General features: G+C 66.7%; 12 protein-coding genes. 2 read left to right on the top strand and 10 right to left on the bottom strand.

Translation table 11 applies throughout. The annotated features are described in order from the left end of the window. The first annotated feature begins 60 nt into the window (after positions 1-60). Entirely contained in the window at positions 61-483 is a 423-nt protein-coding gene (locus tag MRBLST15_RS10835) for a low affinity iron permease family protein (protein ID WP_265952007.1), read from the top strand. 169 nt (positions 484-652) lie between these two features. Here MRBLST15_RS10835 and smeF read toward each other — a convergent pair whose 3' ends face one another. From smeF to smeD, 3 genes are read right to left on the bottom strand one after another with little or no spacing between them, the layout of a single operon-like run. Further along, entirely contained in the window at positions 653-2,038 is a 1,386-nt protein-coding gene (gene smeF, locus MRBLST15_RS10830; RefSeq protein ID WP_265952006.1) for a multidrug efflux RND transporter outer membrane subunit SmeF, read from the bottom strand. Between the two features lie 60 nt (positions 2,039-2,098). Then, entirely contained in the window at positions 2,099-5,224 is a 3,126-nt protein-coding gene (gene smeE / locus MRBLST15_RS10825; RefSeq protein WP_265952005.1) for a multidrug efflux RND transporter permease subunit SmeE, read from the bottom strand. A 12-nt stretch (positions 5,225-5,236) separates the two neighbouring features. Further along, complete coding sequence (gene smeD / locus MRBLST15_RS10820; RefSeq protein WP_099820612.1) at positions 5,237-6,418, bottom strand: multidrug efflux RND transporter periplasmic adaptor subunit SmeD; 1,182 nt, start codon at positions 6,416-6,418, stop codon at positions 5,237-5,239. Positions 6,419-6,645: 227 nt separating this feature from the next. Here smeD and smeT point away from each other — a divergent pair, with 227 nt between their 5' ends. Further along, positions 6,646-7,305, top strand: a complete 660-nt coding sequence (gene smeT / locus MRBLST15_RS10815; protein ID WP_099820611.1) for an efflux transporter SmeDEF transcriptional repressor SmeT — start codon at positions 6,646-6,648, stop codon at positions 7,303-7,305. A gap of 130 nt (positions 7,306-7,435) precedes the next feature. On the opposite strand, the gene hslU is transcribed toward smeT, so the two are convergent. The 7 genes from hslU to lptM form a co-directional block, all read right to left on the bottom strand. Continuing rightward, a complete protein-coding gene (gene hslU, locus MRBLST15_RS10810; protein WP_089236974.1) occupies positions 7,436-8,815 on the bottom strand; it encodes an ATP-dependent protease ATPase subunit HslU in 1,380 nt (459 codons plus the stop codon). A gap of 76 nt (positions 8,816-8,891) precedes the next feature. Beyond that, the gene (gene hslV, locus MRBLST15_RS10805) at positions 8,892-9,443 is read right to left on the bottom strand and encodes an ATP-dependent protease subunit HslV (protein WP_025877284.1); all 552 of its coding nucleotides are present in this window, start codon (positions 9,441-9,443) and stop codon (positions 8,892-8,894) included. 74 nt (positions 9,444-9,517) lie between these two features. Further along, positions 9,518-9,718, bottom strand: a complete 201-nt coding sequence (locus tag MRBLST15_RS10800; RefSeq protein WP_025877286.1) for a DUF3079 domain-containing protein — start codon at positions 9,716-9,718, stop codon at positions 9,518-9,520. Positions 9,719-9,894: 176 nt separating this feature from the next. After that, positions 9,895-10,788, bottom strand: coding sequence for a tyrosine recombinase XerC (gene xerC / locus MRBLST15_RS10795; RefSeq protein ID WP_367785896.1), 894 nt, complete (start codon positions 10,786-10,788; stop codon positions 9,895-9,897). Positions 10,789-10,804: 16 nt separating this feature from the next. Continuing rightward, positions 10,805-11,479, bottom strand: a complete 675-nt coding sequence (locus tag MRBLST15_RS10790) for a DUF484 family protein (RefSeq protein WP_025877290.1) — start codon at positions 11,477-11,479, stop codon at positions 10,805-10,807. Further along, positions 11,476-12,327 carry a diaminopimelate epimerase gene (gene dapF, locus MRBLST15_RS10785; RefSeq protein WP_367785895.1) on the bottom strand — a complete coding sequence of 284 codons (852 nt, stop codon included), beginning with the start codon at positions 12,325-12,327 and terminating at the stop codon, positions 11,476-11,478. The genes MRBLST15_RS10790 and dapF overlap by 4 nt, the downstream gene beginning before the upstream one ends. Then, positions 12,320-12,559 (bottom strand): LPS translocon maturation chaperone LptM, encoded by a 240-nt coding sequence (lptM, locus tag MRBLST15_RS10780; RefSeq protein WP_265952003.1) that lies wholly within the window; start codon positions 12,557-12,559, stop codon positions 12,320-12,322. The genes dapF and lptM overlap by 8 nt, the downstream gene beginning before the upstream one ends. Between the last annotated feature and the right edge of the window lie 82 nt (positions 12,560-12,641).

The following is a 12,641-nucleotide window of genomic DNA, read 5'->3' as shown; positions in this document are numbered from 1 at the left end:
TGCACGGCACCTGCACGCCCACGTGCCGATGATCGTCGTCATTCCAGTGGATCGATGACGATGAGCGCAAGGAACCTGTTCAATACGATCGCCAAGAAGGCCGCGGCCGCCACCGGCTCGCCGTGGACCTTCCTGGCTGCGGTGGCGATCGTCGTGCTGTGGGGCATCAGCGGCCCGATATTCAAGTTCAACGATACATGGCAGCTGGTGATCAACACCGGCACCACGATCATCACCTTCCTGATGGTGTTCCTGATCCAGCACACGCAGAACTCGGACACGGCGGCGATGCAGATCAAGCTGGATGAACTGATCCGCGCCACTGCCGAGGCCAACAACGAGCTGTTGGACCTGGAAGAACTGGACGAAGAGCGTCTGGAAGAGATCCGCGCCGAGTACGAAAGGATGGCGCGCGAAGCCGGCGACGCGCTGACCCGGGTACGCTCCTGCCGCAGCGAGCGGCGGGATGACGAAGCGGTGTGACCGGTGGTGCCGGCCGCTGGCCGGCAACTTCACGATCTCCGATGATCCCGACCCGCTGGTAGCGCCGGGCCATGCCCGGCGAGCGCGCAGCGCAGCCTGCTTCAGGCGCCCTGAATATTGGGTGGAAGAGCCGCCGGGCATGGCCCGGCGCTACCGGAATCAGCGCGGCTTACCCGCGCTCGTGCCAGCCGCCGCCCAGCACCTTGTACAGCGTGATGCGGTTGGACTGCTGCGCCAGCTGCGTCTGCAGCTGTGACTGCTGCGCGTTGTAGGCGGTACGACGTGCATCCAGCAGCGTGACGAAGCTGTCCAGGCCGGCGTCATAGCGTGCCTGCGACAGACGGTTGGCCTGCTCGGCTGCTTCCACCAGTCGCTGCTGCGAGGCAGCCTGCTCATCCAGGCTCACGTTCAATGCCAGCGCGTCGGCGGTTTCGCGGAAACCGCTCTGGATCGACTTTTCGTACTGCGCCAGTGCGATATCGCGATCGGCGTTGGCCACCGCCAGGTTCGCGCGCAGCTTGCCACCCTGGAAGATCGGCAGGGTGATCTTCGGCAGGAAGCTCCACACCCGCGTACCGCTGTCGAACAGGCCCGACAGCTCATTCGAGCCACTGCCGATGCTGCCGGTCAGCGAGATGCTGGGGAAGAACGCAGCGCGTGCGGCACCGATGTTGGCATTGGCGGCCAGCAGCTGATGTTCGGCCGCCATGATGTCCGGGCGCTGCAGCAGCACGTCGCTGGGCAGGCCGGCCGGCGGTGGTGCCAGCGCAAGCACCTGCGGCGCGATGCTGTCCGGCAGCAGCGCCGGATCCAACTGGCCACCGGCCAGCAGCGCCAGCGCGTTGCGGTCCTGGGCCAGCTGCCCGCGCAGACGCGCCGCATCGGTGCGCGCGGTCTCGACCAGGGTGCGGGTCTGGGTCAGTTCCAGCGCCGAACTGCCACCACGCTCATGGCGTGCTTCGGCCAGCCGCAGCGAATCCTCATAAGTCTTCACCGTGGCTTCGGCGATCGCCAAGCGCTGCTGGTCGGCGCCGTAGGTCAACCAGGCGGTGGCGGTCTCGGCCACCAGGCTCAGCTGTGCGTTGCGGCGGTTGGCGGCTACGGCGAAGTACTGCTGCAGCGCGGCTTCACTCAGGTTGCGCACGCGACCGAACAGGTCCAGTTCGAACTCGGCCACGCCAACGCCCGCGCTGAACTGCTCGGTCACCGGCACGTCGCCACCGCGGCGATCCATCTGCCCGGTCACGGCCACGCCCGGCACGCGGTCAGCGCGCTGCACGCGGTATTGGCCACGCGCCTTCTCGACGTTGAGCACGGCCACGCGCAGGTCGCGGTTGTTGTCCAGCGCCTGGCCGATCACCTGCTGCAGGCGCTCATCGGTGAAGAAGTCGCGCCAGCCGACCGCGGCCGCATCGGCCACTTCGCCCTGTGCGGCTTCCGCCGGCCACTGCGACGGAATGGCCGGGGCCACGGCGGTGTTCTTCGGTGCCAGGGTGCCGCACGCGCTGAGCGCGAGCGCGGTGGCAAGGGATATTGCAAGAGAAGAGAATTTCATAGCGACACCTTGGGGGTCACGGTGGTAGCGCCGGGCCGGGCCCGGCGCTACCGGTTGTCATCACTCGGCGGCGTTGCGCTTCTTGAACACGCGCTGCACCACGACGAAGAACAGCGGTACGAAGAACACGCCGAGCACGGTGCCGACCACCATGCCGCCGAGCACGCCGGTGCCGATCGCCTGCTTGGCGCCGGAGCCGGCACCGCTGGAGATCGCCAGCGGCAGCACGCCCATGCCGAAGGCCAGCGAGGTCATGATGATCGGGCGCAGACGGTCGCGCACTGCATGCATCGTCGCTTCGATCAGCCCTGCGCCCTTCTCAAGATGCTCCTTGGCGAACTCGACGATCAGGATCGCGTTCTTGCTGGTCAGGCCCACCGTGGTCAGCATCGCCACCTGGAAATAGATGTCGCGCTCCATGCCGCGGAAGGTATTGGCCAGCACCGCGCCGAGGATGCCCAGCGGCGCCACCAGCAGCACCGAGGTCGGCACGCTCCAGCTTTCGTACAACGCAGCAAGGCACAGGAACACGATCATCAGCGACAGCGTGTACAACAGCGGCGTCTGCGAGCCCGCCTGGCGTTCCTGGTAGGACATCGCCGTCCACTCGACGCCGAAGCCCGCCGGCAACTGCTTGGCCAGCTGTTCGATCTCGGCCATGGCATCACCGGAGGCCACGCCCGGGGCCGGTTCGCCCTGGATTTCGGTGGCCGACACGCCGTTGTAGCGTTCCAGGCGCGGCGAACCGTAATCCCAATGCTTGCTGGCGAAGGCGCTGAACGGAACCATCTCACCCTTGTCGTTCTTCACCGACCAGAGATCGAAGTCCTCCGGCACCATGCGGAACGGCTGGTCAGCCTGCACGAACACGCGCTTGACGCGGCCGCGATCGATGAAGTCATCGATGTACGAACTGCCCCACGCGGTGGCCAGGGTGGTGTTGACCTGGTCGATCGACAGGCCCAGCGAGCTGGCCTTGGCCACATCGATATCGATGCGGAACTGCGGGGTGTCTTCCTGGCCGTTCGGACGCACGTTGGCCAGCTTCTTGCTGCCGGCCGCCAGGCCGAGCAGCTGGTTGCGGGCCGCCAGCAGTGCCTCATGGCCCTGGCCGCTGTTGTCCTTCAGGAAGAAGGTGTAACCCGAAGCCGTACCCAGCTCCGGAATGGCCGGCGGCGGGAAGGCAAAGATGAAGGCATCCTTGATCTGCCCCAGTGCAGCCATCGCACGTCCGGTGATCGGCATCACACCGTTGTCGGCGTCACGATCCTTCCAGTCCTTCAGCTTGACGAACGCCATGCCCGCGTTCTGGCCCATGCCGGCGAAGCTGAAGCCCTGCACCGAGAACACCGATTCGACGGCACCCTTCTCGTTTTCCATGAAGTGCTTTTCGAGCGCGGCGATCGATTCCAGCGTGCGCTCCTGGGTTGCACCCACCGGGGCCTGCACCAGCGCCATCAGCACGCCCTGGTCTTCATTGGGCAGGAACGAGCTGGGCAGGCGCACGAACAGCACGCCCATCAGCAGGAACAGTGCGGCCACGATGCCCATGAACCGCCACGGGCGATGCAGGATGCCGCGCACGCCGCGCTGGTAGCTTTCGCTGGTACGGTCGAAGCCGCGGTTGAAGCCGTTGAAGAAGCGACCGGCGAAACCGCGGTGGGCGACATGGTGCTCGCCCTTCTTCAGCGGCTTGAGCATGGTCGCGCACAGCGCCGGCGTCAGCACGATCGCCACCAGTACCGACAACGCCATCGCCGACACGATCGTCGCCGAGAACTGCCGGTAGATCACACCGGTGGAGCCGCTCATGAAGGCCATCGGCACGAACACCGCCGACAGCACCAGGCCGATACCCACCAGCGCACCGGTGATCTGGCTCATCGACTTGCGGGTGGCTTCCAGCGGCGACAGGCCCTCTTCGGACATGATGCGTTCAACGTTCTCCACCACCACGATGGCATCGTCCACCAGCAGGCCGATGGCCAGCACCATCGCGAACATGGTCAACATGTTCACCGAGAAGCCCAGCACCGACAGCACGCCGAAGGTACCCAGCAGCACCACCGGCACGGCGATGGTCGGGATCAGGGTGGCGCGGAAGTTCTGCAGGAACAGGTACATCACCACGAACACCAGCACGATCGCTTCGAGCAGGGTCTGCACCACGCCCTTGATCGACACGCGCACGAACGGGGTGGTGTCGTACGGGATCTCGGCCTTCAAACCGGCCGGGAAGAAGCCTTCCAGTTCCTTCAGGGTTTCATCGACACCGGCCGCGGTATCCAGCGCGTTGGCGCCGGTGGCCAGGGTGACCGCCAGGCCGCTGGCCGGCTGGCCGTTGTAGCGGGTGACGAAGTCGTACGACTCGGCGCCCAGCTCGACGCGGGCAACGTCGCCCAGGCGCAGTTCGGCACCGTCCTGCGCGCCGCGCACGATGATGTTGCGGAACTGTTCCGGGGTCTGCAGGCGCGACTGCGCGTTGATGGTGGCGTTGAGCTGCTGGCCCTTCACCGACGGCGCACCACCCAGCTGACCGATGGCCACCTGCGCGTTCTGTGCCTTCACCGCAGCAACCACTTCCGGCACCGACATGCCGTAGGTGTGCAGCTTGTTCGGGTCCAGCCAGATGCGCATGGCGTACTTGCCACCGAACACCTGGATGTTGCCCACGCCCGGCACGCGGCTGAGACGGTCCACGACATTGGAGCCGACGTAGTCGGCGATGTCGTTGGCATCCATGCTGCCGTCTTCGGACACGAACGCGATGACGTTCAGGAAGCCCGAGCTGGACTTGGCCACGTTGATGCCCTGCCGCTGCACTTCCTGCGGCAGCAGTGGCATCGCCAGCTGCAGCTTGTTCTGCACCTGCACCTGGGCGATGTCGGGGTTGGTACCGCTCTCGAAGGTCAGGGTGATGGTGGCCTGGCCGTTGGACGAGCTGTTTGAGGAGAAGTAGATCAGGCCATCAAGGCCCTTCATGTTCTGCTCGATGATCTGCGTCACCGAGTCTTCGACCACCTTGGCCGAAGCACCCGGGTAGCTGGCGCTGATTTCCACCGCCGGCGGTGCGACGTTGGGGTACATCGAGATCGGCAGCTTGAACAGGGCCAGGCCGCCGGCGAGCATGATGATGATCGCGATGACCCACGCGAAGATGGGTCGATCGATGAAGAAACGTGCCATAGGGTTCTCCGCTTACTTCGCGCCTGCGGCCGCAGCTGCAGGTTGGGCGGCGGCCGGCTTGGCCGGGGCGGCGCCCTGTTCGGTGGCGTTCACGGGCATGCCCGGGCCGATCTTCTGCAGGCCTTCGACGATGACCTTGTCACCGGCCTTCAGGCCGTCCTCGACCAGCCACTTGTCGCCGACGGTGCGGCTGACCTTGACCGGGCGCACTTCGACCTTGTTGTCCTTGCCGACCACCATCGCGCTGGTATCACCCTTCGGATCGCGGGCGATGCCCTGCATCGGCACCAGCACCGCATCGCTGCGCACCCCGCCGCCGATCACCGCGCGCACGTACATGCCCGGCATCAGCAGGCCATCGGGATTGTCGACCTTGACCCGCAGCGCGAAGCTGCCAGTGGCTGGATCGACGCTGACTTCGGAGAACTCCAGCGTGCCCTTGTGTTCGAAGGTGCTGCCGTCTTCCATCAGGATGCTGACCGGCGTCTGCTGGTTGTCCTGCAGGCGGCCGGCGGCCAGTTCGCGGCGCAGCTGCAGCAGCTCGGCCGAGGACTGGGTGAGGTCGACGTAGATCGGGTCCAGCTGCTGCACGGTCGCCAGCGCCGTGGCCTGGCCGGCGCTGACCAGCGCGCCCTGGGTGACGCTGGACTTGCCGATGCGACCACTGATCGGCGCGGTGATGCGCGCATAACCGAGGGTCACGTTGGCGGCATCCAGTGAGGCCTTGGCGGCGCCGACATCGGCCTCGGCCTGCTTCTGCGCGGCCACGGCGTTTTCCAGATCCTGCTGGCTGACCGCGTCGACCTTGGCCAGCTCGGTGATGCGCTTGGCGCTCAACCGCGCCGCATTGGCGGTGGCTTCGGCGCGGGCCAGCTGTGCACGCGCACTGTTGGCCTGGGCGCGATAGCTGGCGTCCTCGATCTGGTACAGCGGCTCGCCGGCCTTGACCATCCCACCCTCGGTGAACAGGCGCTTGGCGACGATGCCGTTGACCTGCGGGCGCACTTCGGCGACCAGGAAGGCGTTGGTGCGGCCCGGCAGCTCACGGGTCAGGCCGACGGTCTCGGACTTCAGCGTGACCACGCTGACCTGGCCCGGTCCCTGTTCGGGCGCCTGGGGTTGGCCGCCGCAGGCAGCGACGGTCGCAGCGATCGCCAGCGACAACGCGAAGGGTCGGATTCGGCTCAGCAACATGATGGGAATGGCTCTTGAGGGGAGGGATCTCAGTCGGCTCTGGTACGGAGGACCCTCCCCTTGCAGGAGCGGAGACCGCGCGGACAGCGCCCACCCGGGTGGAGTGGGAGCCAGGACAGGCCTGCCACGCACACGACGGGAATGATGGGAGGGAAATATACATACATGCGTGTTTGTTTGTAAACCGGTACAATTCAGCCACGTTTCACGCTAACTCGTACCCACTCATGGCCCGCAAGACCAAAGAGGACACCCAGGCGACCCGGGAAGGCATCCTGGACGCCGCCGAAACCTGCTTCCACGAGCACGGCGTCGCCCGCACCACGCTGGAGATGATCGGTGCGCGCGCCGGCTACACGCGCGGCGCGGTGTACTGGCACTTCAAGAACAAGGGCGAAGTGCTGGCGGCGATGATCGAACGGGTGCACCTGCCTTTCATGCAGGAACTGGAGCGCACCTCCAGCGACCAGCGCGATACTCCGGTGCACGATCTGCGCGCGGTGATGATCCACTCGTTCATCGAGCTGTCCGAGGACGAGCGCCTGCGCAAGACCATGGAGATCATGCTGCGCAGCGATGCCTCGGCTGACACCAGGGTACTGACCGAACTGCAGCAGGCCGGCTTCCGCGATGCCCTGGACCGGATGGAACGCGCCCTGCGCCGTGCCCAGGACCTGGGCCAGCTGCGCGACGGCGCCGACCCGAAGATCGCCGCGCGCATGCTGCACGCCACCGTGCTCGGCGTGCTGCACGGGGCGATGGTCGAGCCGGACCTGATGGACCTCAAGCGCGATGGCATGCTGGCGCTGGACATGACCCTGGCCGCCTACGTGAAGGAAGGCGTGTTCGTACCGGGTTCGGTGCCGGAGCCGCTGCCGGAGGCGTGAGCGGCACAAGGGTCGGATCCCTCTCCGCCCGGAGAGGGCTCTGACCCGTTGCAGGTGGGGTCAGAGCCCTCGCCAGAGCGAGGGATCCGACCCCGCAACGAAAAAGGCCGCCTTCCGGCGGCCTTTTCATTTACAGGATGTAACGGCTCAGGTCCGGATCCTGCACCAGCTCACCCAGGTGCGCATCGACATAGGCACTGTCGATGGCCAGGGTTTCACCATCGCGATCAGGCGCTTCGTAGCTGAGCGAATCCAGCAGGCGCTCCAGCACGGTGTGCAGGCGGCGCGCACCGATGTTTTCCTGGCGCTCGTTCACCTGGAACGCGATCTCGGCCAGGCGGTCGATCGCATCAGTGGTGAAGCTGACCTTGACGCCTTCGGTGGCCAGCAGCGCTTCGTACTGCTTGGTCAGCGCAGCCTTCGGTTCAGTCAGGATGCGCACGAAATCGGCCTTGCTCAGCGCACCCAGCTCCACGCGGATCGGGAAGCGGCCCTGCAGCTCGGGGATCAGGTCGCTGGGCTTGGCCAGGTGGAAGGCGCCCGATGCGATGAACAGGATGTGGTCGGTCTTGATCGTGCCGTACTTGGTGGACACGTTGGACCCTTCCACCAGCGGCAGCAGATCGCGCTGCACGCCTTCGCGCGAGACATCACCGCCAGACGAGCCTGCGTCACCCCGCTTGGCGACCTTGTCGATCTCGTCGATGAACACGATGCCGTGCTGTTCGCAGGCTTCGATCGCGGCAGTGCGGATATCGTCCTCATTGACCAGCTTGCCGGCTTCTTCTTCCTGCAGCAGCGGGCGCGCGGCCTTGATGGTCAGCGTGCGCTTGTGCGCCTTGGCACCACCGCCGAGGTTGGCGAACATCGACTTCAGCTGCTGGCCCATTTCCTCCATACCCGGCGGGGTCATGATGTCCATGCTGACGTTGGCGGTCAGGTCCAGCTCGATCTCGCGATCATCCAGCTCGCCGTTGCGCAGCATCTTGCGGAACTTGATGCGGGTCTCGTTGTCCTGCGCCGACGGCTCGTTGCGCGCCGCCTCCGGGTCGAAGCCGATGCCACCGCTGCGGCGCGGCAGCAGCGCATCGAGGATGCGGTCTTCGGCGCGCTCTTCGGCCTGCGTACGGACGCGCACCTTGGCCTGCTCGCGGTACAGCTTGACGGCGGTATCGGCGAGGTCGCGGATGATCTGCTCGACGTCCTTGCCGACATAGCCGACTTCGGTGAAGCGGGTCGCTTCGACCTTGACGAACGGCGCGTTGGCCAGCGTGGCCAGGCGGCGCGCGATCTCGGTCTTGCCGACGCCGGTCGGGCCGATCATCAGGATGTTCTTGGGCATGACCTCATTGCGCAGCTCGGGCTGCAGCTGCATGCGGCGCCAGCGGTTGCGCAGGGCGATGGCGACTGCGCGCTTGGCGTCGTGCTGGCCGACGATGTGCCGGTCCAGTTCCTGCACGATCTCGCGCGGGGTCATGGTGGCGGAGGAAACTTCGATCTTGTGCGGCATGGGTGTGCTCACGAATTCGTTGTCGGTAGCGCCGGGCCATGCCCGGCGGATCGGGAATGCCTGTGACGGTTCCCCGTCACAGCTCCTCGACCACCACGTTGCGGTTGGTGTAGATGCAGATGTCGCCGGCGATGTTGATCGCTTCGCTGGCAATGGTGCGTGCGTCCAGTTCGGTGTGCGCCATCAGCGCGCGTGCAGCGGACAGTGCATAGGAACCACCGGAACCGATGGCGATGATGCCGTCCTCCGGCTCGATCACGTCGCCGGTGCCGCTGATGATCAGCGAGGTTTCCTTGTCGGCCACCGCCAGCAGGGCTTCAAGCTTGCCCAGGCGGCGCTCGGTGCGCCAATCCTTGGCCAGTTCCACCGCAGCACGCTGCAGCTGGCCGTGCTTTTCCAGCTTGGCCTCGAACAGCTCGAACAGGGTGAAGGCATCGGCGGCAGCGCCAGCGAAGCCGGCCAGCACCTGGCCATCGCGGCCGAGGCGGCGGACCTTGCGTGCGTTGCCCTTCATCACCGTGTGGCCGAGGGTGACCTGGCCGTCGCCGGCAATGGCCACGTGCTCGCCGCGACGAACGCAGACGATGGTGGTGGCGTGGAAAACGGTGGGATTCTGACTGGGGTCCATGCGGCCTCCGATAGCTGTTCACGGGACATGGGGACAGCCGCCGAAGCGATCAAGCCCGTGCCGATGGCTGCCGTTCAGCGCTTGGCATGCGATGGCCGGTCCGGATTGGGCTCGATGCCCCATGCCACATACCAGTCTTCACCCTGCGTCTCGATCGGGTGCTGGGTGCGGCCGGAGCCGTTGCCACAGGCCAGTGCGTCGGCGGCGCAGTAACGGTCGCAGCCCCAGCAGATGCGCTCGGGGTGCTTGGGACGCAGCGGAATGGGCTTTGCCATGGTCGGTATCGCTTCGTGGCCTGCGGCCACGATGCGCCGATCGCCCCTGCGCTGCCCTGATCAAGATCAAGCGGCGGCCGTTCCGGTAGCGCCGGGCCATGCCCGGCGAGCGCGCAGCGCGAGCTGCGTCGCATGCACGCGAATTGGATCGCACAGCCGCCGGGCATGGCCCGGCGCTACTCCCCCTTGTCGGGCGGGTCTTTGCGGCGTTTCGCGCGCGGGTGCGCCGCATCGTAGACCTTGGCCAGGTGCTGGAAGTCCAGGTGCGTGTAGATCTGCGTGGTGGCGATGTCGGCATGGCCGAGCAGTTCCTGCACACCGCGCAGATCGCCGGAGGATTCCAGGATGTGGCTGGCGAAACTGTGCCGCAGCATGTGCGGGTGCACGTGCTTGAACAAGCCTTGGCGCTGCGCCAGCTGGCGGATGCGGATCTGCACCGCGCGCTGGCTGATCGGTCCGTTGCGGCCGGGAAAAACCGGTGTGGCAGCACCACCACCGCTTTCGCTGCGCCAGGTCAGCAGCGCTTCGCGTGCCGGCTTTCCGAAGGGAACGCGACGTTGCCGGTTGCCCTTGCCCATCACGTTGACCAGGCCACTGGCGAAATCCAGGTCGCGCCAGGTCAGCGCACAAACTTCGCTCAAGCGCAGGCCGGAGGAATAGAACAGTTCCAGCAGCGCGCGGTCACGACGACCCAGCTCGCCTTCCGGTTCCAGTTCAACCAGCTGCACGGCTTCGTCGGCGTCGAGTACCTGCGGCAATCGTCTCGGTGCGCGTGGTGCTTTCAGCGTCGCTGCCGGGCTGGCCTCGATACGGCCATGCTTGAGCAGCCAGGCATAGAAGCTGCGGCAGGCCGACAACCGGCGCTGCAGGCTCTTGGCCGACAGGCCACGGCGGTGTTCGTCGGCCACGAACTGGCGCACCGCGTCGGCGTCCAATGCCTCCACGGCCACGCCGCGGGGTTCGGCCCACGCCGACAATGCGTCCAGGTCGCGGCGGTAGGCATCGAGCGTATGCGCCGACATCCGCCGCTCCACCTGCAGGTGCTGCAGGAACGCCTGCACCGCGCTCATCGTCGTCGTTTCCCGCTCAATCCGCGAAGCGCTTGAGCCCGGTCACCAGGGCCTCGCCCATCATCCGCAGGAACAGCGTGCCCATGCCGGGATAGAAGCGGTTCGGATCGTGGCTGCCCACCGCGATCAGGCCAACGCCCGGCAGCGGCAGCAAGGCGGTGGTCTGCACTTCCTCACTGCGCGCGCCGTACAGCACCGCGTTCTTGTCGCTGTGCAGGCGGCCACAGATCGGCTCGCCATCCTTCAGGCAGTCGCGGAACGGGCCCAGCTGCGCATCATCGGCAGCCAGCACCTGCAGCCACTCGGCCTGCTCCAGCCCGGCCACCGGCGCATGCACCACCAGCCGCACCAGATCGCCGGCAAAGTCTTCCTGCAGCGACGCCGCCATCGCGCGCAGCGTGTCGGCGGCGTTGTCCTGCTTCATCAGCGCCAGGGTGAGCTGATGCGTACGCACCGCCAGCCGCTCGTTGACCTGCGCGGTCGCGCCCAGGTCGGCCAACCGTCGCGCCAGCTCGCGGTTCTTCTCGCGCAGCACTTCCAGCTGGTAGCTGGCCAGCGATGCGGTCGGGCCGTCATCGCGTGGCACCACCAGGGTCAGCGCCAGGTCCGGGAACTGCTTGAGGAAGCCCGGATGACGCCGCAACCAGGCGGCGACTTCATGGGCGCCGAGCTTGTCGACGGTCTCAGTCATGCGATCCACTCCCCTTCGAAGACGAATGCGGTCGGGCCCGCCATCACCACCGGCTGGCCATCGCCCGGCCACTGGATGCGCAGGTCGCCACCAGGCAGGCTGATGCGCGCATCGCGCTGCAGGCGGCCGCGATGCATCAGGGTCACCGCAGCCGCGCAGGCACCACTGCCGCAGGCCAGGGTTTCACCCACGCCGCGCTCGAACACGCGCAGGCGTGCATGTTCCGGGCCCATCACCTGGGCGAAGCCCACGTTCACCGACTTCGGGAACGAGGCATGCTGCTGCAGCAGTCCGCCCACGCGCTCGACCGGTGCAGCGTCGACCAGGCCCACTTCGATCACCGCGTGCGGATTGCCCATCGACACCGCCGCGAAGCGCACGGTCTCGCCCTGCAGTGGCAGCAGGTATTCCTCGCGCGGGTGGGCGAAGCCGATCAGCGGCACCTGCGCCGGCTCGAACAGCGGTACGCCCATCGACACTGCGTACTGGCCATCGCCGAGGACATCCACGGCATGGCTGGCCAGCGGGCTGTCGATCACGAAGCGATCGCCCTGCGCACTGCCCTCGCGCACCAGCCAGGCGGCGATGCAGCGCGCGCCGTTACCGCACTGCTCGGAATTGGAACCATCGGCGTTCCAGATGCGGTACGAGGCGACCGAGCCTTCGGCGCGCGGCGGCTCGATGGTCAGGATCTGGTCGCAGCCGACGCCGGTATGGCGGTCGGCCAGGCGCGCGGCCAGTTCCGGGGTGGGCGGCGGGGTGCCGTCGCGCAGGTCGATCACTACGAAATCGTTGCCCGCGCCGTGCATCTTGCTGAAGCGCAGGCCGTTGCTACCGGCCCTACTCATTCCCGTCGTCCACCTTCTTGACCGGGTCCGGGGTGACCGACGGACTGCCGTCACCGGTGCTCTGGGTGGCCGCGGGCGTAGTGTCGGCATCAGTGGCCGGTTCGACGGTTTCTTCCACCGGCACCGGCTTCTGCGGCAGCACCAGCGGACCCTTGTTGCCGCATGCGGCGAGGAACAGCAGCGAGGCCGCTGCCAGCGGAATCAGGATGACATTGCGATGGGGGATGTTCATGCCCCGAGTATAGCCATTGGCGGCTGAGCGGTTGGTGCAGGGTGCCGCGCCACGCATCCGCCGGGCATGGCCTGGCGCTACC

Origin of the sequence: Stenotrophomonas sp. LST15-1-1.1 (genome assembly GCF_040815575.1) — a bacterium.
Taxonomy (GTDB): Bacteria; Pseudomonadota; Gammaproteobacteria; order Xanthomonadales; family Xanthomonadaceae; genus Stenotrophomonas; species Stenotrophomonas lactitubi_B.
Note: the sequence above shows the minus strand (reverse complement) of the source record. Positions and strands in the feature narration are given on the sequence as shown.